The sequence below is a fragment of the Candidatus Magnetaquiglobus chichijimensis genome (assembly GCF_045865675.1).
GTDB classification, from domain to species: Bacteria; Pseudomonadota; Magnetococcia; order Magnetococcales; family Magnetaquicoccaceae; genus Magnetaquiglobus; species Magnetaquiglobus chichijimensis.
Map to the genome: position 1 here is coordinate 2,199,174 of NZ_BAAFGK010000004.1, position 20,239 is coordinate 2,219,412.

General features: G+C 49.0%; 15 protein-coding genes and 1 pseudogene. 1 reads left to right on the top strand and 15 read right to left on the bottom strand.

Annotated features, from left to right (window positions below):
• Positions 1-141: 141 nt before the first annotated feature.
• The 15 genes and pseudogenes from ACOY6C_RS13595 to ACOY6C_RS13665 form a co-directional block, all read right to left on the bottom strand.
• A pseudogene (locus ACOY6C_RS13595) lies at positions 142-1,355 on the bottom strand (ISL3 family transposase).
• An 87-nt stretch (positions 1,356-1,442) separates the two neighbouring features.
• Entirely contained in the window at positions 1,443-2,525 is a 1,083-nt protein-coding gene (locus tag ACOY6C_RS13600) for a glycosyltransferase (protein ID WP_420906010.1), read from the bottom strand.
• Complete coding sequence (locus tag ACOY6C_RS13605) at positions 2,522-3,526, bottom strand: glycosyltransferase family 2 protein (RefSeq protein WP_420906011.1); 1,005 nt, start codon at positions 3,524-3,526, stop codon at positions 2,522-2,524. Before ACOY6C_RS13605 ends, ACOY6C_RS13600 begins: the two co-directional genes overlap by 4 nt.
• Positions 3,519-4,544, bottom strand: a complete 1,026-nt coding sequence (locus tag ACOY6C_RS13610; protein ID WP_420906012.1) for a glycosyltransferase family 2 protein — start codon at positions 4,542-4,544, stop codon at positions 3,519-3,521. The genes ACOY6C_RS13605 and ACOY6C_RS13610 overlap by 8 nt, the downstream gene beginning before the upstream one ends.
• A gap of 2 nt (positions 4,545-4,546) precedes the next feature.
• Positions 4,547-5,572: a glycosyltransferase family 2 protein gene (locus ACOY6C_RS13615; RefSeq protein WP_420906013.1), complete on the bottom strand. Its 1,026-nt coding sequence runs from the start codon at positions 5,570-5,572 to the stop codon at positions 4,547-4,549.
• A 7-nt stretch (positions 5,573-5,579) separates the two neighbouring features.
• Entirely contained in the window at positions 5,580-6,743 is a 1,164-nt protein-coding gene (locus tag ACOY6C_RS13620) for an MATE family efflux transporter (RefSeq protein WP_420906014.1), read from the bottom strand.
• Between the two features lie 316 nt (positions 6,744-7,059).
• On the bottom strand, positions 7,060-8,082 hold the full coding sequence (locus ACOY6C_RS13625) for an NAD-dependent epimerase/dehydratase family protein (RefSeq protein WP_420906015.1): 1,023 nt from the start codon (positions 8,080-8,082) through the stop codon (positions 7,060-7,062).
• On the bottom strand, positions 8,079-8,954 hold the full coding sequence (locus ACOY6C_RS13630) for an NAD-dependent epimerase/dehydratase family protein (RefSeq protein ID WP_420906016.1): 876 nt from the start codon (positions 8,952-8,954) through the stop codon (positions 8,079-8,081). Before ACOY6C_RS13630 ends, ACOY6C_RS13625 begins: the two co-directional genes overlap by 4 nt.
• Positions 8,955-8,963: 9 nt before the next feature.
• Positions 8,964-10,202, bottom strand: coding sequence for a class I SAM-dependent methyltransferase (locus ACOY6C_RS13635; RefSeq protein ID WP_420906017.1), 1,239 nt, complete (start codon positions 10,200-10,202; stop codon positions 8,964-8,966).
• Between the two features lie 29 nt (positions 10,203-10,231).
• The gene (gene rfbH, locus ACOY6C_RS13640; RefSeq protein WP_420906018.1) at positions 10,232-11,548 is read right to left on the bottom strand and encodes a lipopolysaccharide biosynthesis protein RfbH; all 1,317 of its coding nucleotides are present in this window, start codon (positions 11,546-11,548) and stop codon (positions 10,232-10,234) included.
• Positions 11,545-12,627, bottom strand: a complete 1,083-nt coding sequence (gene rfbG, locus ACOY6C_RS13645; protein WP_420906019.1) for a CDP-glucose 4,6-dehydratase — start codon at positions 12,625-12,627, stop codon at positions 11,545-11,547. The genes rfbH and rfbG overlap by 4 nt, the downstream gene beginning before the upstream one ends.
• A complete protein-coding gene (gene rfbF, locus ACOY6C_RS13650; RefSeq protein ID WP_420906020.1) occupies positions 12,624-13,400 on the bottom strand; it encodes a glucose-1-phosphate cytidylyltransferase in 777 nt (258 codons plus the stop codon). Before rfbF ends, rfbG begins: the two co-directional genes overlap by 4 nt.
• Before the next feature lie 41 nt (positions 13,401-13,441).
• Complete coding sequence (gene gmd, locus ACOY6C_RS13655) at positions 13,442-14,527, bottom strand: GDP-mannose 4,6-dehydratase (RefSeq protein ID WP_420906021.1); 1,086 nt, start codon at positions 14,525-14,527, stop codon at positions 13,442-13,444.
• Between the two features lie 104 nt (positions 14,528-14,631).
• Positions 14,632-16,095 carry a mannose-1-phosphate guanylyltransferase/mannose-6-phosphate isomerase gene (locus ACOY6C_RS13660; protein ID WP_420906022.1) on the bottom strand — a complete coding sequence of 488 codons (1,464 nt, stop codon included), beginning with the start codon at positions 16,093-16,095 and terminating at the stop codon, positions 14,632-14,634.
• Positions 16,096-17,671: 1,576 nt separating this feature from the next.
• Entirely contained in the window at positions 17,672-17,818 is a 147-nt protein-coding gene (locus tag ACOY6C_RS13665; protein ID WP_420906023.1) for a hypothetical protein, read from the bottom strand.
• A gap of 684 nt (positions 17,819-18,502) precedes the next feature.
• Between ACOY6C_RS13665 and ACOY6C_RS13670 the strand changes: the two genes are divergently transcribed.
• Positions 18,503-19,765 carry an MFS transporter gene (locus ACOY6C_RS13670; protein WP_420906024.1) on the top strand — a complete coding sequence of 421 codons (1,263 nt, stop codon included), beginning with the start codon at positions 18,503-18,505 and terminating at the stop codon, positions 19,763-19,765.
• Positions 19,766-20,239 lie beyond the last annotated feature (474 nt).

The following is a 20,239-nucleotide window of genomic DNA, read 5'->3' on the forward strand; positions in this document are numbered from 1 at the left end:
CTCGCTGTTTCACGTGGGTAGGGTGAAGTTTAACTTGCCCCTGATGAGGTAGGCCATGGTGATGAAGTTGGTATCCGAGCGGTAACCCCTGGCTCGTGCCTTTGCGGCCTGGAGGAGGCTGTTGAAGGGTTCCTCGCTGTTTCACGTGGGCAGGGTGAAGTTTAACTTGCCCCCGACGAGGTAGGCCATGGTGATGAAGTTGGCGTCCGAGCGGTAGCCTCTGGCCCGTGCCTTGGTGGCCTGGAGGAGGCTATTGAACCCTCAACCAATCCGGTGGTCAGGCCGCTATGGAATCCATTGAGTACACCATCCCAGTGGTTCTTGATGGTTTTGGCAGCAGCCACAATGGGCGGCAGACGGCTATGGGTTGCCCAGAAGTACCATTTTTTCAGGAACGCTTCGCCTTCTTGGCGGGAACGGGTTTGGAAAAGTTCCTGGAGTGTCAGACGGATCTGATAGGCCCTGGCGGTCTTGAGGTTACGCTCCTTCAATGTCGCCAGCGTGGCTTGTTGTTTGGCAGTCAGGTTGCCCGGATTCTTCAGCCAGATGTAGCGGGTCTTGGACAGCGCTGGCTGCGTGCGCACCTCCTCGCGTCGGACCTGATCCACAGCATCATTGACCACCTTCATGATATGGAAGCGATCAACGTGATCTCAGCATTGGGAAACTGCTCCTGCACCCCGGATATAAAAGCTGGCGACATGTCGCAGCAGACCTCCAATACGCTCTTTGGCTTACCTTTCCTGGCCGTCAGATCCTGGGCAAAGGCTTTCACGGTTTCCTTATCTTTTCCCTTGTGCGAAGAGCAATTGGCTTTTATCCATGTCACAGAACAGGCTGATGTAATGATGTCCGCGCCTGCTGGCTGTCTCGTCCATGCCTACCCGTCCAACATTGGACAGATCCAATCGCTTTCTGGCAGCGGCGACATGATGCCGAATGATTCGCCACAAGCGGGTGTCGTGTACGCCGAGGAGGTGGGCTACTTGCGCTACGGGCATTTCACGAACCAAAACCATGATCAATGCTTCGAACAGCAGCGTGAACCCACTGCCCGGTCGCGACCAAGGGACCTCGATCTTTTTGACGCCACAGCCCTGATCGCACTCCACACGCGGAACACGCGCTGTGAGCCACGCCTCATGCTGAAAAAAATTGAGATGCCGCCAACTCTTCTCGGTGGTGTCATAGGCTTTGGCCCCTTTGGAGCCACATACCGGGCAGGTGAAAAGGCTTCCAAGAGGAAAACCGATGGAGATGTCCAACCTGCGCTTCTCTGGAGAGAAGCGGATATTCCAAACTTCCCAGGGTGGGGTCAGTCCCAAAGCCAGTGTGAACAGGGTGGACGGGTCCATGTGCGCCTCCTTGGATGGTTACCAAAGCGCACATATTATCACACCCTACCCACGTGAAACAGCGAGGAGCCGATCAAACTTTGTAGATCATTTTTGATATGTCACTATATGCGACTTCGCTATACTTTCCCAGGTCGGAATGTTTTCTGTATTAGGGGGTACGCGATACCCACAATATAAATCTAACGCATTGCGAATCTCACTGTAGTTTCCTGGATTGCAATAATATACGTTGGATTTTTCATCATAACCTTGAATTGAAGAGGACGTTGTAACAGTGAAAGTGCCCTGCGACTTGGCTGCTAATAAAGAACCATTCCGCTCCTTTACCCCTGTCAAGAAGGGTAAAATAATCGCGTCGGCGGATGCTAAGAGTTTCGCAACTTCAGATCCTTCAAGGTGACCTGTAACATGAACATTATCCCCCCATTCTTTGGATTCAACCAACTGCTGTATTCTTCTATGGTAAGCGTTTCCGCTTGGTGACAGTTCAGTAAGCAGGATTAGCTTGTCACGTTTAGGATCCAAAGTATCAAAGAGGCAATGCACTCCTTTTTCCATATAGCAGAATCCAAAATAAACAATCAATCGTTTTTCCCCGGTTTGCAACGCATCACGAATAGCGGATCGCTCCCCATCCGACAAGTAAGATATGGGAATACTTGATCCAATAGGGATACGATCCGGCGCACTTCCAAGCGAAAGAATGATTTTATAATACCACAGAATTCTTGGCGGTATGCTACTGTCAACAAAAATTAAATTATCGAAAGCGAATGATGATGGAATATAACGTATTCGCGTCGGGGCCTCATGCCATGTTTGCACTACCTTGATACCTAACAATTTAACAAATAGAGGTAACAAATATGGCCAGTAACTGTTATGGTAGCCCATCGTAGGATATTGGAAATGGACTATATCCGGGCATGTCGCTCGAATAAACCGAAGAGCTTTTTGGAAACCAATAAAATCCCATGCTTTAATAATTGGATAGACTTGTAATTCTGTATTCGCCGAAACACTATCCGAAGATGTTAAGACGGAAACATCAACACCCAATCGCGTCAACGCTCGCGTAAGCTCAAAAGTATAATCACCAACCCCACAGCGCATCGGTGGAAAGGAACCAGAAACAATCATAATCTTTTTTGTTAGTGGACTGATCATTTTAAATACTTCTTTCTAAAAAACCGGACAAAAGAAAAAATTTTAGTATGACACTCCACAGTATATACTGCTCTGACCGCGAACAGATATAGCCAGGAGTAACCATATTCTCTCATCACCGAAGACAAATAGTCAAATTCTCTCAAATCTACAATCCGTAATGCATAGCGTGTCAGATCTTTAAAACCGTGCTCACGCCTCATAACGCTGCAAAAAGCTGCATACTCTTTGGAAGATAAATTGAGAAAGGTCAAAATATTTTTAAAGCCATCAAAATCAATCTTGAACCTTCTCTTTAATCCTTCGTCGGAATTCTCAAGAAAGCTATCATTACCAGTTGTACATAGAACGATTGGCTCGTTCAGATAGTATAATTTTCCACTGGACTTTAGCATCCTAAGAACCCGATACGTGTGTGCATAATTGGATCCAATAAGACTTGGTGGAACATCGATCGCATTGTAAGTCTTAGTAATGACGATAATGGACGAAATAAAACTAAACAAAGCTCCAAGGGATCTAGAATTATCAAGATAAGTAACGAATGATTCCTCGTTTGAAAAATCAAACACTGTGCTTTTAATATCTGCTCTCAACCAGGTTTTACTCGTTACCACGTTTTTCTTTACATGAGACTCAATTCTATTCAAAAGATATGCGTCACAATTGACCGCCAAAAGTTCAGATACCTTTCTGAATCCACATTCAACCAAACGATCATCAGCAGAAAATAACCATAAATATTTTCCTCGAGCCAATCTTGTTGCCTGCGCAAGATCCGCATCAAGACCTGCTGGAGTGTCCAAATAGATATATTTCACTCTATTATCGCTGGCAACAAATCGCCCCACAATGTCCTTCGTATTATCTGTAGAACCTCCATCGATTACTATCACCTCAAAAAAATCATGATTGTTTGCAAGAATATTAGATAAAGTTGATTCAATATATTGACCAAAATTCCGCGTTGGTATGCAGAAAGAAATAAGCAATTTATCCATTTGACTTCAATTTTGCAATTGTCCATTTAAGTCGCTGCGCAAGATTAAACAAGCGGACTGTAAAATGGAAATATTCATGATTGTAAATCATTCGAGTGATTGCAATTCGAAGCCCTTTTCCTGAATAGCAATCCCCAAATGTGGAATCCAATAAGTCAATTGATAGGCCTTTAGATACAAGTTCGCTTCGATAGTTTATAAAAGCAATTAAAGGCCATTCATTCCTGATTAAGTTATGAATCAGTTCACATTCCTCACTTTGTTCGCCGAAGTAATGCTTAGCTACTCCAGAAAATCCGTAAACTGCGACACCTATCCGTTTGGCGATATCTCCACAATAAAAAGAGTCGTTTTCGCCTCGTTTATTGACAAGGGATTCATGAATTACTTTAACTCTCAAACCGTTCGGAATTAGAGAAAACAATCGAGCCACATGTCCCCAGTACGACGAGTTAAACTGGAACCACGAATCGTCAGCAGAATCCCATTTCGTTTTCTTTATGATTATTGAACTCAAGAAACTAAATAGTGCTGTGGTAGTTTTTGCTTTCGAAAAATATCTTAGTCGCTCAGAGCGATCACTCAATTCGAAATCCGTATCATGTGAATCGTATCTAAAATAGTGGTGAGTAACCTCAGGGGTCATTTCTTTGTCGCATAACAATACACCACATAAATATACATCACAGCCATTATTAAGCAAGGGAATAACTCTTTTAAGTGCTCCAGTTGCCATGCAGTCATCGGCACTAAAGAGCCAGCAGTATTCTCTTGTCGCAAGTTTCACGGATAATGCAATATCCTTGTCAATCCCACCCTTTGCAGGCAGTCTATGATATGTTAAATATTTAAATATTTTTTGATATTTATCAATAACTATTGGTGTGTCATCTGTTGATGCTCCGTCCACAATAACAATTTCAATATCACTGTATCCCTGAGCCAGTATGCTATCAAGTGTTACAGGAAGAAAACGACCGAAGTTATATGTTGGTATACAAATTGATAAGGGTGTCATGTTTATGAAAGTTCACGTAAGATCAATCGCTTGAGGTCGATAAGTGAAATGAATGCCCTGGTAATTATTGGCGCGAAGGCAACTCTGAAAATCCATAGTGCAATAAAATATTTTGGCCCGGCGTTACACCAATTTAGGCAAGCCAACTGATTGAGCAGCTTTATATCATGATAACTTTCTGAACGTTGCGCCAATATTTTAGCAAAGAGAAGATCTCGGAGTTGAATTTCATTTCGTATTATACGTTTAATATTTAGGGACTCAATTGAATCCTTAACAAAAAAATAATCCGCCAATCGATGAAATCCAGCAATTTGAACAGAAAGCCTATTTGCCAGTCCTTTATCCATGAATGAATCATTATCGCCGCGCTTATATAAACAAATTGAATTTATTGATTCAATGACGATTTTATTTTTCATGGCTTGAAAGAATTTAGCAACATGAATCCACAAACTTCCATTGAATTCAGCTATATTGATTACAGATTCATCCCAAACCGACTTCCGAAAGACCAAAGAGCCGAGAAAACTAAATATTGCAGGCGAGGTCACTGCTGTTTCAAAATACTCTTTCCGCCTACTTGGCTCAGAAAGATCCAAAACGAAATCATCTCGTCGGGTAAAAATACGCTGAGGAACTTTAGGATTCATTGCTCCGTCACACAGCATAAATCCAAGAATATAAACATCAGATCCACTTTCAATGCTCTTCAGAATCCTGGCTATCGATTCGCTTTCAGCTATATCATCACTCCCAAAAAGCCAACAATAACTTCCGCTAGCTGTTGAAACGACCTTTAAATAATTCAGATCGGCACCTAAATTAGTAGTATTTCTCGTGTAAACTATGTTGGGGTGCTGGTTCACATACTGACGACACACCTCAAGAGTGGTATCGCTAGAGGCATTGTCTGATATTACGATTTCAACGTCAAAATCTCTCCTGGCTACCAATAATGAATCGAGAGTGGCGGCTAAATGCTCGGCGCGATTATATGTCGGAATGCAGACTGATAAAATTGGCATGGTTAGTTTAAGGCTTTTGCAGACGAGTTACTAGAACTGGTAGCAACCAAGCTACCGTCGATACCCATGAAATAATAAGTGCCCATATGGTGCCGCTCGGTCCAAAATCAGGAACCAGTAATAACTGTAGCGCAATGGAAAATATGGCTTGAACAGATGCCGAAAAGACCAAGTTCTTGAGTGCCGATGCACTCTGGAGGATCATAGCATAGGTATCCGTCCAAACGCGAACCAGAAGAAGAACGCCAAACAACATTATCAAGTCCACCGGAAATTCTGAAAACTGGCCACCAGTAAAATACAGTGTCAAATGGCTGTTACTGAAATAAATTATTGCCGTATAAAATACAGCTCCAGTTGCAGAAAGAATTATTAGCGTGCGCGTTATCTTGTTGGTCGACTTCCAATCATTCTTTGCATACGATGCTGTCGCTATTGGTGCATACGCCTGAAGGAGTGCAATATAAGCCATCTGATAGATAGAAAACAACTTGCTCAGTATCGCGTAGACTGCGATTTGCTTTGGATCGCAATACTGTGACTGAATAAAATAGTCTGATTGAGTAACAATTGCGGCCAGCAAAAAAAAAGCTGAAAATGATGATCCACGCTCCAATAATTGTCTAAACGGCAGGTTCTCGTATTCTGCAGACCTTAGTGAGAACTCATGTCGAATACGATGCAACGCAGAAACAAATGTAAAAAAAGCGAGAGGGGCATTAAGAATTAGCAATGCTGCGATCAATTTGTTGTTGAATTCAAAAGCTCCAATCAATGTCACTGACGCCGCAGAAAGTATTGCTGAAGATGCTATCAATATATTGGCAAGATATCCACGTTGCTCTGCAAACCATATTTTAGTCGAAAGAGACCCGAATACACTAACTGTCGATATTAATGCAATCGATACAATAGCAAGTTCTCCGCTTTCCCGATTTATTGCTCCACCTGACTTTCTTGACAAGACCTCCCATATCAATCCAGAAAATATAATAGAGACAATAAAAATAACTATACACAAGACAGCAACAGCCTTAGCTGAAGCTATTATATAGTTGCTATATGGTAAATGTTTTGCTCGCCGTTCCGCCAAATAGTTATGTAATGCTTGACCAATCCCTAAGTCAGAAAGTGCAAACCAGCCAGTTAGACTCAGGAGGATAGAATACAAAGCAAATCCAGATTCCCCTAAATGACTATATAATACTCTTGTAGTGTAGAGTGAAGACCCTACAGTAACAATTCTTGCTAGCCAGGTGGAAAGGCCTACTACAATGTATCTCGGTATGGTTCGCTTGGTATTCAAATTTTAAAGAAATAATCTATAAAAAACATTTAAAGCGATCGTTGGCCTCCAGAAACGCTCGTGGCCAGCATAACCAAATTCAACTTTCGGTTGGTGCTTGTATCGAAACAGTAGGCATAAGATGTCCACAATCAGAGATAAAACCATTCTATATTCTTAAGATAACCTGTTATTTAATACACTAGAATCTTTGTTCGATCCATGAAATCATGGATGATATGCCTGTATAAGCATTAACTGTAGGCTGCCATTTAAGCGTTTGAACCGCCTTGGTAATGTCTGAAACATACACTATTTGGTCACTCTCTCGCGCGGGCAATTTAATGTAGATTAAGCGAACGTCCAGAATTGATTCAAGCATTGCAAACAATTCAATCAATGATAGACTATTGTCTTTTCCACCACCTATATTAAATGCCTGACCTGCGGCGGTTCCAATATTGTTGAGAGCCGCAATATAAAGGCGCTTCATATCATCCGCATGAAGCACATCTCGAACCTGTTTCCCCGTTCCAGATATGGAGAACGGCTGCTTGATCAATCCTTTGCTAGTCTCCACCGCTTTCTGGCAAAACCAACCAATCCATCCTTGATCATAGGTTGCAAATTGCCTCCCTCCGTACATCGATGAATGACGGAAGACGACTGTTCTTAAACCAAAGATGCGGGCATAATCGAGCATGTATTGATCTGCCGCACCCTTCGAACAGCCATAAGGAGAATGAAATTCTAGCGGTACCTGCTCATTGAATCCGTTGGGGTGATCGATACACTCATAGCGCGTTTCTGTTTCACGATACTTGTATTGCTCCAAGTCACCATATACCTTATTCGTTGAAGAGTAAACGACAATGGCATCAGGTGCATGATGTCTTACCGCTTCAAGAAGATTGAATGTCCCCAGAACATTCACTTCGAAATCCATCCTTGGATTCGCAATCGATGTGGTCATTGCCACTTGCCCCGCAAGATGGAAGATTGCATCGGGCTTAACTTCTGAAACAAGACGAACGACATCGTTGGTGCTGCGAATATCGCCATGTACATAGCGGAAGTCACCCTGACTTTTGAGCCAGGTGAGGTTATCGATTGAGCCTGAACGGGACAGGTTGTCAAATATGATGAGTTCGTCGCCGCGCTGGATGGCTTCCTGGGCAAGGTTGCTTCCAAGAAAACCACAACCACCTGTAATTAAAAATTTCATTCAATACGCTCCATCTCTATAACCTTGGAAAGACCGGCTTCAAGACTCCATTTACTCGCCCAGCCCATCGCATTGAGTGTACTAATATCAGCTGACGAAGACATGATTTCATTGTTACGATAAGGAAACGCCCCAAAATCAAGTTCGCTGTCTGAATTTGTGAGTTTCTTTACCGTTTCAGCGAAATGCCTGATCTTTACTGGGGTGCCACTTCCTAAAGCAACCTCTTGCCAGACCTTTTTTTGACCTGTTAAATTTTTGAACATTAACATATAAGCTGCGACTACATCCTCGATATAGATGAAATCGCGCATCTGCTCGCCTTTGGTCAGAGGGATTCTGGAAGCTCTATTCAAACATTGACGAATCATCCAGGTTGTGAATTTTGACGAATCGTCGCCTGGTCCATAAATATGTTCCAGACGAATGTTTACAAACTGAATCTTTGTGCTTTCAGCAAATATTCTGCCCCATTGAGAAAATTGCTGCTTTGAGAGTGCGTAGGCATTCAAATACTCGTGGAGTATTGTGTCTGTATTGAAGAATGTTTCTGTATTGAAACATGTGGCTGTTTGCAAAAGATCCAAAGGAAATTGCGTATTGACCTTGAAGACCTCGAATTCGTTTTCACCATTGCGGCCATAACTTGTTGCGGCATGAATAATGGCATCGATATGTCCGCCGCTTCTGAATGGCGCCTCTATTCCTTTCTCATCGATATCGAACATCGCAAGATGATGCTGAATATCCGCCAAACGAGTAAGGCAGGATGTGGATCGCTTCAGAATCGATACCTTAACTCCACCTGCAACCAAGGCATGTGCCAAATGGCTACCCAGGTAGCCCGTTGCCCCTGTCAGCAAGACATGCATGAGCGATCGTTAAAGCTGGACGATTTCAAAGTTCGGGAGCGGAAAGACCAAGGTGCGGCCCTTCATGCTGGGCAGGGACTCGAAGAATGAACGGAAATGCCACGGCAACACCAGCAGGTAGTCAGGGTTGGATCCCAACACTTGTGCTTCCGGCACCAAGGGAATCAGCGTCGCCGGAGTGTATGAGCCGAACTTGTCTTCGTTAACCTCACCAATTTGGGGCAATAGTTGTTCATTGATGCCGTAGTACTGGAGCAGCACATTGCCCTTGGTGGAGGCACCCAAGCCGCATACGCGTTTGCCTTCTTTCTTGGCTGTGGTCAGGAAGCTCATCAGTTGTTCCCTGGCAGCTTCCACACGAATCTTGAAGTCGTCAAACGCTCTGGTGGTTCCAAGTCCAAGCGCCTGTTCATCATCAAGAATCTTGTTCAGCCATTCAACATTGGGTTGACGTGCAGACCCTACCTTGGCTGCCATAATAGAAAAGCTACCGCCGTTGACATCATTGAATTCAACATCAAGGACTTTCAAACCTGCCTTGTCTGTAATCCAATCAATCTGTTTCAGCGCGTAGAATTCCAAATGCTCGTGACAAATGGTATCGAAAGAATTGGTTCGCAGCATCGCGGGCAAGTAGCTTTGTTCAAAAATCCAGACCCCCTCGTCGTCAAGGGCCTCTTCGATTTCCTTGGCAAAGGCAATGGGGTCTTCAAGATCGTAGAACATTGAGAATGAACTGATAATCTTTGCCTTTTTGTCCGACAGAGCTTTGGCAACCGCTTCCGCAGAAAAGAACTCTGGAATCAGGCGGATTTCGGGAGGATAGTATGACGAGAACTTGACGCCCGTTGGATCAATACCGACCAACTGATACAGACCGGACGGGTAGGCTCGCAAGGTGGTGGCATCGTTGCTGCCAATGTCGATAACCAGATCGCCCTGCTGAAGAATGCCAAGGTTCAAAATCTTATCGACCTTGGAATGGAGGTGTTTGACCATGCTGGCATTCAGACCGGAACGGTAGCCATAATTCATGCCATACATTTCGCTCAGATCATAGCTTTGCTTGAGTTGAACGAGGCCACAACCTCCCCCACTGGCGCACTGAACCAAATCGACCGGACCACTGGTGATTTTTTCGGTACGGGAGCGAGGAAAGACACCTGTCAGGGTCTGTTCTCCTAATGACATTACATTGATCAGATGATCCCCACCACAAATGCGGCATTTTGAAATGGTCTTAAACATTGCGGTTACCTTAACTTGATTTTGGGAAATTAAAAATTCACTCCAAGGAATGCCTCGATCTTCTCTACGGCAAAATCGAGCATCTTGGTGCTTAGGCCCGGATAGACACCGATCCAGAAGGTGTTATTCATCACGGTATCGGTATTGCTCAAGGTGCCACTCACACGGAAATTGCGGTCGATCATGTAAGGCTGCCGCGTGAGATTGCCTGCGAAAAGCAGGCGTGTTCCAATTCTGTTCTGATCGAGATAGTTGAGCAAATCAACACGGCTCACCGGGCTGTTTTCGCGCAAGGTTATGGGAAAGCCGAACCACGATGGTTCGGAGTTTTCTGTGGCTTCTGGCAGGATGAGGAACTCTTCACAGGATTTGAGACGATCTTTCAGGTAGCCAAAATTGTCTTTACGCGTCTGCACGAAGTGATCAAGCCGATCCAGTTGCGCCAGCGCGCAGGCGGCTTGCATGTCACTGATTTTGAGGTTATAGCCTGCGTGGCTGTAGGTGTATTTGTGATCGTAACCTTTCGGAAGGTCGCCCAACTTCCAGAAAAAACGCCTGGTGCAGGTGTTGTCTGTGCCGGGTGGGCAGTGGCAATCGCGCCCCCAATCGCGAAAGGATTCGGCTATGCGTTTGAGTTCGCCGTTATTTGTGAACACAGCCCCGCCTTCGCCCATGGTGATGTGATGGGCTGGGTAGAAACTCAGGGTACCAATGTCGCCAAAGGTGCCGACCAACGTCCCATCGTAGGTGGAACCGAGCGCGTCACAGCAATCTTCGATCAGCCAAAGGTTGTATTTCTTGGCAATACGGGTGACTTCAGCAAGGTTGTAGGGGTTGCCCAGGGTGTGAGCGAGCAGGATGGCCTTGGTCTTGGAGTTGATGGCCGCTTCGAGTTGAGTAACGTCGATGTTGTAGGTAGGGATGTGTACGTCGATAAAAACAGGAACCGCACCGAATTGCAGGATGGGGTTGACTGTGGTGGGAAAGCCGGCAGCAACGCCAATCACTTCATCACCAGGCTTAATGGCACGTTCACCCAACTTTCGGCTGGTAAGGGTACTGAACGCGACGAGGTTGGCGGATGAACCGGAGTTGACCGTCATCAAGTGCTTGACCCCAAGGTATTTGGCCAAGCGCCGTTCGAATTCGTCGTTGAATCGACCTGTCGTCAGCCAACCGTCCAGCGAGGCCTCGACCATGTTCTTAAGCTCGGCTGCGCCAAGAACTTTGCCGGAGGGCGGGACAGGGGAGGTACCCGGTATAAAGGGTTTGGCTGCCAAGGCAATCGCGGCATACTCGTCTACCAAGGCCGCGATCTGTTGGCGGAGTTGTTCGGCTTTATTCATAGTATTTGGCGATATGTCGTTTCGTAATTGCTGATTTGATCAAGTGTGACCGCTTGCATGTCCTCGTGTTCAAGCCATGCCTTGTGCCATGAAACGATGCTGGAAAGTGTTTCTGACAATGACCATCGTGGGTACCAGTTCAATCTGGCTCTTGCCTTGGAGCAATCCAACTTGAGGTAATGCGCTTCATGGGGCTGGGGCTGTTGATCCAATTGCCAAATGGCGCCTTCGCCCCATTGTGCGGTGAGTTGCTCGACAATCCATTGCACGGGCTTGGCGTCTTCGTCGGCAGGCCCAAAATTCCACCCTTCAGCGTAGAGCGGGCCTTCGGTAAAGAGCTGTTCCGCGAGAGCAAGGTAACCGCTCAGTGGTTCTAATACGTGTTGCCAAGGCCGGATGGCATGGGGACTGCGAATATTCACGGCCTGGCCGGCCTCAATCGCGCGCAAGATATCCGGGATAAGACGGTCTGTTGCCCAGTCCCCCCCGCCAATGACGTTACCGGCGCGACCGCTGGCAATAGCGACACCATGCTCGGCATATTTGGCAGGATTGAAAAAGGAGTTGCGATAGGCTGCCGTCACGAGTTCGGCGCACCCCTTGCTGTTGCTATAAGGGTCATAACCTCCCATGGGCTCATTTTCGCGATACCCCCAGGGCCACTCCTTGTTTTCGTAGCATTTGTCGCTGGTGACATTGACCACGGCCCGCACCGTCTCGGTCTTGCGCACAGCTTCGAGCAAATGCACCGAGCCCATGACATTGGTGGCATAGGTTTCTACCGGCGCTTGGTAGGAATAGCGAACCAAGGGCTGTGCGGCCATGTGGATGACGACATCGGGCTTCGCATCTTGCATGGACCGGCTCAAACTTTCGGGGTCGCGGATGTCGGCGATGATCGACTTCATGCCAGCACCGACATTGGCGACTTCGAACAAACCAGGGTTGGTCGGCGGATTCAGAGCATAGCCTGTCACTTCGCTGCCCAAGCGCTGCAGCCATAAAGAGAGCCAGCTTCCCTTGAAACCTGTGTGGCCTGTCATGAAGACACGCTTGCCGCGCCAGAACTCCGGATTCATTCCCATACCTTCCATGGCGCTTTTCCACTGGCCCAGAGTTCTTCGAGATGGGTTTTGTCACGCAGCGTGTCCATACACTGCCAAAACCCTTCGTGCGGATAGGCCTTAAGCGCACCAGATTCCGCGAGTCTTTCCAGGGGTTCCCGTTCCCAAATGGTGGTGTCACCATCAATCAAATCAATCACCTTGGGTGACAAGACAAAAAAACCACCATTGATCATCCCTCCCTCACCTTTTGGTTTTTCTTTAAACGAGGTGACTTTGTGATCGGCGTGTATATCCAAAGCGCCAAATCGGCCTGGCGGATAGGTGGCGGTCAGAGTGGCTTGCAGGCGGTGGGAACGGTGAAACTCGATAAGTTTCGTGAGATTCACATCGCTCACACCATCCCCATAGGTCATACAGAAAATTTCTTCACTCTCAAGGTATTGCGCAACCCGTTTAAGTCGCCCACCTGTCATGGTTTCATCGCCAGTATCTACCAAAGTTACACGCCAAGGCTCAGCGTAACGCTGATGCACTTCCATTTTGTTCTGCTGCATGTCAAAGGTGACATCGGACATGTGCAGGAAGTAGTTGGCGAAATATTCCTTGATAACATAGCCTTTATAGCCGCAGCAAATAATGAAGTCATGAATTCCATGGGCGGAATACATTTTCATGATGTGCCACAGGATCGGTTTGCCACCGATCTCGATCATGGGCTTTGGCTTTAGTGCGGTTTCTTCGGATATACGGGTTCCGAGTCCACCGGCGAGAAGTACGACTTTCATAATTGTAATGGCTTGCAAAAGTTGTGCAGGCAGGATGTTGATTATTCGTGATAATCCATTGGCTTGAATCCGTGACGTTTGATCAACTCATCACGCTCAGCCGACTTGAGGTCTTCGCGAACCATTTCAGCAACAAGTTCTTCGAAGGTGATCTTCGGCGACCAACCAAGTCTCTCCTTGGCCTTGGCTGGATCTCCAAGCAAGGTTTCAACTTCCGTGGGGCGGAAATAGCGTGGATCGACAGCCACGACACATTTGCCATACGCGTCATATCCTTTTTCATCCAGGCCCTCACCTTCCCAGCGGATCAGCATGCCCAACTCCTTTGCAGCCGCGTTGATGAAGTCACGCACACTGTATTGAACGCCTGTGGCAATGACGAAATCCTCGGGTTTTTCTTGTTGCAGCATCAGCCACTGCATTTCGACGTAATCCTTGGCATGCCCCCAATCACGTTTGGCATTGAGATTACCAAGATAAACGCAGTCCTGCAGGCCGAGTTTGATTCGGGCAAACGCACGGGTGATCTTCCGCGTGACGAATGTTTCACCACGGAGCGGGCTTTCATGGTTGAAAAGAATACCGTTGCAGGCGTAGATGCCGTATGCCTCTCGGTAGTTGACGGTAATCCAGTAAGCGTAAAGTTTGGCGACGGCGTAGGGGCTGCGCGGATAGAATGGCGTCGTTTCTTTCTGGGGAATTTCCTGAACCAGGCCGTAAAGTTCGGAGGTGCTGGCTTGATAGAATCTGGTTTTTTTCTCCAGGCCCAGAAGTCGAATGGCTTCCAGGATGCGCAGTGCGCCCAGCGCATCGGAGTTGGCGGTGTATTCAGGCTCTTCAAAACTTACGGCAACGTGACTTTGCGCGGCGAGATTGTAGATTTCGTCCGGCTGCACTTGCTGGATGATTCGAACCAGACTGGAGGTGTCGGTCAGATCCCCGTAGTGCAGGAACATGCGCGTTCCTGGCACGTGTGGGTCTTGATAAAGGTGGTCGATGCGATCTGTATTAAACAAGGATGCACGGCGACGAATGCCATGCACTTCATAGCCTTTTTCGAGGAGCAGTTCAGCGAGGTAGGCGCCGTCCTGGCCGGTAATGCCAGTGATAATTGCAATTTTCTTCATTTAATTGGTCCTGTTTCAAGTTTTTTTTCCACAAAGCTCAATTTGGATTCCGGGGCTTGAGCATACCCCTCAATTAAATATCAACGCGCACCAAGTCTTGTTGATCACGATTTCTGGCTCCGTCCGTAGTTATCTTCGAAGCGCACGATGTCGTCTTCGCCCAGATAACTCCCCGATTGGACCTCGATAATTTCGAGCGGAATCGTACCAGGGTTTGCCAGACGATGCACTTCGCCGAGCGGAATGTAGGTGGACTGGTTCTCGGTGAGAACAATGATGTTATCGCCGTTGGTGATCTCGGCAGTGCCTTTGACGACGATCCAATGCTCGGCGCGATGATGGTGCTTTTGCAAGCTCAGGCTGGCCTTGGGTTTGACCTGAATGCGCTTGACCTTGAATCGCTGGCCGTCGTCGATGCTGTCGTACCAGCCCCAAGGGCGATGAACCTTGCGGTGCAGGGTATGTTCTTCGCGCTTTTGTTGGGTCAGTGAATTGACGATGTACTTGACATCTTGACTGCGCGACTTGTCAGCAACGAGCACAGCATCCGGTGTTTCGATAACGACAAGGTTGTCCACGCCGACCAAACCGACCAGACGACTTGTGGCATTCACCAGCGTGTTGCGGCTGTCGGTGGTAATGACATCGCCAAGATGAACATTGCCTGCTTCGTCCTTGGGCAACACGTTCCAAACGGCATCCCAGGCCCCGAGATCATTCCAGCCTGCATCAAGTGGGACCATCTTGATCGGGAAGTCGCTGCCGGGGCATTTTTCCATCACCGCGTAGTCGATCGATTCGCTCGGAACATTGATAAACGTTCCTTTGTCTGGGCGAACAAATACAGAGTCTTGTGTCTTTGCGGTCCACGCCGCTTCTGTGGCCTTGGCTATGTCTGGTCGGAACGTTTGCAGAGCTTTGAGCCACACCGAGGTCTTCAGCACAAAAAGACCCGCGTTCCAATAGTAACTGCCGGCATCCACGTAAGTTTGAGCGGTGGCGGCATCGGGTTTCTCGACAAACTTCCGTACTGCCAGCGCCGACGTTGTTGATGCGTCTGATTGAGGCTCGACATGGATATAGCCGTAGCCTGTCGCAGGGTGGTCAGGCCGAATACCAAGGATGACGATGCTACCTTGGGCCGCCTCATGGATGGCGGTATGCATGGCCTGGGTAAAGGCGACTTGATCAGCGACGGTTTGGTCCGATGGCGTGACGACCAAGACTGGATCGTTGCCCCTCTCCATGGCCGCCAGTGCAGCGAGCGTGAGCGCCGGGGCGGTATTACGGCCAACGGGTTCAAGCAGGGCACCCCCCAACTCAATGCCGGTTTCGTGAATCTGTTCAGCCGCCAGGAAGCGATGTTCTTCGTTGCTGACAATGAGCGGCGGGGCGACATGGGTTGTTCTGTCGCCCAAGGACGCTAAACGCTTGGCGGCTTGTTGGAACAGGCTCTCTATCCCGGTGAGGCAGAGAAACTGCTTGGGGAACCCCGCACGCGACAAGGGCCAAAGGCGGGTGCCGGAGCCACCACAGAGGATGACGGGTTGAACGGTCGTAACTGTCATGCTTTCTTCCCTGATGAATTACCGTGGTCACCCCTGAACGCCTCAGGCCTATCCAAAAGCAGCCTTTCCAACTTTCAGCTCTTGAGCTTGCCGCCCACGGCCAAGTGCCTCTGGGTGACCGTTGCCAAAAACCGTGGTTGCTGGTGACCTCGGCTGGCACATGCCGCGTTCGATGGTAGAACTTCGAAACCGTGGGTTCAAGATCATGCCATACCCGGTGGGTTTTCGCACCGGCGATTCAACCCCGCTCACCGAATACTCACTCGCCTACAGCCTGCTGCGTTGACAGACAGCCCTGCACGCGTGGGTATGGAGTGTACGGCATGACCCTATGACGCGACCTCTGGCGTCACCCCAGTGGATACGTTCACATGAACAGCCGTCAAATCAGCCAGTTCATCCATTCCTCCAACCAAAACCGTACCAGCCTGCCAATGCGCTCATGAGGGAATACCAGAGTGCTGGGCACTGGCCAAGCTGCTGGAAGATGTACAGCGGCAGCTCAGGGTTTCGGCACCATCCTTTTGCCGGCACCTCAAACATGCGACCGATTTCAGGCACGCTACCGCCATACCGTGTCATGATGATCAAGCACAGCCAGAAAGATCGAACCTAACCGGGTCAAATTGCAGCAATTTCCGCCAACAACTTATCGAAAGTTTTCAATTTATTTCGTTAAGTTGATATGACGGTCAAACGATCGTTCCATTCCGAAGTCAGACACCAGATCCGGCAGTTGCGGGCAAGCGACTATGATAATCTATTGATTCATATATCAGATCAGAAAGAAATCCACATAGCCAAACAAGATAGCTGCAGTTTCTTGACCATTCACCATATGAACCAGAAAATTGGCACACAATCACCCGCAACCACCAGATCGAAAACAAGAGGACGTCCAGCTAACGTGGCTCAACCATCCTGAAGTATGACATCGACGATACACAATAAGCGCGCAAGAGACTCTTGCGTCGCCAGATCATTTTTACCCCCTTCACGAAATAACGGATTCGTAAAGCGCGGGGACCTTTCAACCATGCAAAGTCCGTTCGACTACCCACCCGCAGGCGGAAAGATTCAACTCCCGATCCGCCCCCGTATCCTCTTCACCAATCCGTCGAACATGAGGTTGATATCCAGGATCTTTGCCCCCCTGTCCACTCTGACGCAATCGCAACCCCTTGTCCAGGCAAAAATTTTGTGGCTGCTCAGGCGTTGCAACCAAGCACCCGACAATCATCACCGCGAACATGGAGCCAACCAACCAGCTATCATGCACGTTAGCCCCGACCAATTCAATTCCCAATGAGGTGCCTGTCTGGTCAACGTCAAGATGAAGCCTGTCACCACTTCGCCCACTGTCTGTTGGATTACGCCCCTGTCCTTCTTCGGGCCATTTTTCCCCAAACAGGAGTTTGCATCCAAGCTCCATCCATCGTCTGCCATGCCTACTTGATTCCTTTAAGCTCTTCATGCTCATCAAGGATTCAAATAAAAAATCTTATTCAATACTCCGCACCTGACCCATTGTTGAGAATGCTCATGGATCGCACTTCAGCTCCATAGCATCTTGGAATCATGCCCCGCTGGCATCCTGTTTAAAATATGCTATTGAAAATGTTCCTGGAAGGAATAGGGAGCGAACTTCCTGGACACCTTCTTTTGCAAGGTTCCAGCAAGGGATTGACGCAATCCTATAATCATTTTTGATATCTTTATGCATGACAACCTCCGTCCGGAGACTATCTATACCATGTCAAGCGGATTAAAGCTTACATGCCGGACGTCCTCTAAATATCCTGGAATTTTAGTGTACCAACCGGAATGTGTCAATAAAAATGAGACTCTCGTCCTCAGAATCTGCTCGAGCAGACCAGTTTCTCCGGATGTTACCTCTGTTGTTCCCAGACCTCCGAGAAGCGACCGGTTCCAGCAAGTCCGCCGGCGGCCGTCTGGATCAATCCACCCGCCGTAAGAAAAAAACGGACGTGACATCCGTGACAACGTCATCATAGACTGAAAACGCCGGATGAAATGGAGGCAGGCTCTGCTGGGAAGCAACCCGCCAGGGGGTAACACGATCAGGAGTCATCCAGACGGTGAGCCAGGGTGCGAAAGGAGTTCTTCCGCATCCACATCGAAATCCAACACACCGGATGACAAATCTCTGTCACGCCTCACCCCCCGCCAGAAGGGCGTAAACGGAGGCCGAAGAATCACGAACTTCAACTCTTCAAATTCTGAAGGCGCGCACCTCATTTTTATTGACACATTCCTCTGCAACCGCTGCTGTGACCTGATACAAGGCAGGTTTGGGTTGTGATGAAACCAGAAAATACGCATCCCTGCCGCCACCATTCCAACGAACCAAGTCTGATATCCCACTCTTGCGCCGCACTGACCTGCCATGCACACACTCTCACCCGCACAACAACGGCGCCGCTGGTGGGCGCTCGGCATCGTCGCCACCGCCTATGTGATCGCCTTTTTTCAGCGCTTTGCGCCGGTGGGCATCACCCAGGAACTTGAACAGGCGTTTCACACCTCCGGCACGGCGTTGGGCCTGCTGGCTGCCACCTACTTCTACGTCTATCTGGTCATGCAGGTACCCACGGGCATGCTGGTCGATACCCTGGGACCACGCCGCATTCTGCTGCTGGGGGGTCTGGTCGGGGGTGCCGGCAGTCTGCTCTTCGGGATGGCCTCCAACCTGGACATGGCCCTGGCTGGCCGCACCCTCATCGGTCTGGGGGTCTCCGTGACCTTCATCGCCATGCTCAAACTGATCGCCGTCTGGTTTGAGGCGAACCGCTTCGCCACCCTGGTCGGCGTCTGCATGCTGATCGGCAACCTGGGCTCTGTGCTGGCTGGCGCGCCGCTGACCCTCACCGCGCAAAGCTTTGGCTGGCGCGGCATATTCATGGGCGTGGGGGTGGTGTCGCTGCTGCTGGGCGCAGGGTGCTGGCTCCTGGTGCGCGATCACCCGGCAGAGGAGCACACCGCCACCCACCCGACTGCGCGCATGGATCGCGCCAGCGCATTCGCGGGGCTTCGAACCGTGTTGACCAACCCCGCCACCTGGCCCAGCGCCATGATCAACGTGGGCGTCACCGGAAGCTTTTTTGCCTTCGGCGGCCTGTGGGCCATGCCCTACCTCACCCAGGTCCACGGCATGAGCCGCGCCACAGCCTCCTCTCACCTGTCGATCTACTTTGCCGCCTTTGCCATTGGTGCCATGCTCGTCGGCACCCTCTCGGACCGCCTGGGTCACCGCAAACCGATCATGCTCATCTCCACCCACCTGCATGCCCTGATCTGGCTGGTTTGGCTGGCCGATCTTCGTCTTTCCCCCACGGTCTCCCATACCCTGTTTGCCCTGATGGGCATCACCACGGCGGGCTTCACCCTTTCGTGGGCTTGCGCCAAGGAGGTGAATCCACCCCATCTTTCGGGCATTGCCACCTCGGTGGTCAATATGGGCGGTTTTCTCTCCTGCGCGGTGTTGCAACCGCTGGTCGGCTGGGTGATGGACCAGCACTGGCAGGGTGCCATGATCGACGGAGTACGTCTTTACAGTCCGGCAGAGTACCAGATGGGCATGCTGTTGCTGGCGGGAGCGGCGTGGTTCGGAGCCGCGAGCGCATGGTGGTTGCGGGAAACGAACAGATAATCTCATCCATGTGGCAAGCGCACATCAACTCAGGAGCGGTGTGAGCCTGCCCCTTTGGACCCTACCGGGAAAGCCCTGTCCCTGATCCTTGCAGCGGCCTTTCGGCAACCCGAATCCATCCTGGCAAGCATGAACCCAAATCCGGCCATCGCGGGCACAAAACTCAATCCGTTGACCCTATATCCCAGTCAAAGCAAAGCCTCATGACCGGCAACGGCCAGGACCGCCCTGACCACCGGATTTTGTCGGATCGTATCAGGCCCCTCCTCCACCTTCCGGTTTGGTTGGCGACGCATCGTTGCCCACCCCGCAAGAGGGTTGAAATTCCCGATTCGAATCCCGTTGTCGGATTCAGACTTGGATTCCAATCGGAAAGATGCTACCCTTTTTGGGTTCTCCGAAAGTGATGGTTGTGGATATGCAGCCATAAAACTGTTCCAGGCTCAGCGGATAAGATCGACGATTCCACACTCC

Coding starts and splice junctions, on each gene's coding strand:
- ACOY6C_RS13600 (WP_420906010.1), bottom strand. CDS start 2,525: ATGATCAGTCCACTAACAAAAAAGATTATGATTGTTTCTGGTTCCTTT.
- ACOY6C_RS13605 (WP_420906011.1), bottom strand. CDS start 3,526: ATGGATAAATTGCTTATTTCTTTCTGCATACCAACGCGGAATTTTGGT.
- ACOY6C_RS13610 (WP_420906012.1), bottom strand. CDS start 4,544: ATGACACCCTTATCAATTTGTATACCAACATATAACTTCGGTCGTTTT.
- ACOY6C_RS13615 (WP_420906013.1), bottom strand. CDS start 5,572: ATGCCAATTTTATCAGTCTGCATTCCGACATATAATCGCGCCGAGCAT.
- ACOY6C_RS13625 (WP_420906015.1), bottom strand. CDS start 8,082: ATGAAATTTTTAATTACAGGTGGTTGTGGTTTTCTTGGAAGCAACCTT.
- ACOY6C_RS13630 (WP_420906016.1), bottom strand. CDS start 8,954: ATGCATGTCTTGCTGACAGGGGCAACGGGCTACCTGGGTAGCCATTTG.
- ACOY6C_RS13635 (WP_420906017.1), bottom strand. CDS start 10,202: ATGTTTAAGACCATTTCAAAATGCCGCATTTGTGGTGGGGATCATCTG.
- rfbH (WP_420906018.1), bottom strand. CDS start 11,548: ATGAATAAAGCCGAACAACTCCGCCAACAGATCGCGGCCTTGGTAGAC.
- rfbG (WP_420906019.1), bottom strand. CDS start 12,627: ATGAATCCGGAGTTCTGGCGCGGCAAGCGTGTCTTCATGACAGGCCAC.
- rfbF (WP_420906020.1), bottom strand. CDS start 13,400: ATGAAAGTCGTACTTCTCGCCGGTGGACTCGGAACCCGTATATCCGAA.
- gmd (WP_420906021.1), bottom strand. CDS start 14,527: ATGAAGAAAATTGCAATTATCACTGGCATTACCGGCCAGGACGGCGCC.
- ACOY6C_RS13660 (WP_420906022.1), bottom strand. CDS start 16,095: ATGACAGTTACGACCGTTCAACCCGTCATCCTCTGTGGTGGCTCCGGC.
- ACOY6C_RS13665 (WP_420906023.1), bottom strand. CDS start 17,818: ATGCATAAAGATATCAAAAATGATTATAGGATTGCGTCAATCCCTTGC.
- ACOY6C_RS13670 (WP_420906024.1), top strand. CDS start 18,503: ATGCACACACTCTCACCCGCACAACAACGGCGCCGCTGGTGGGCGCTC.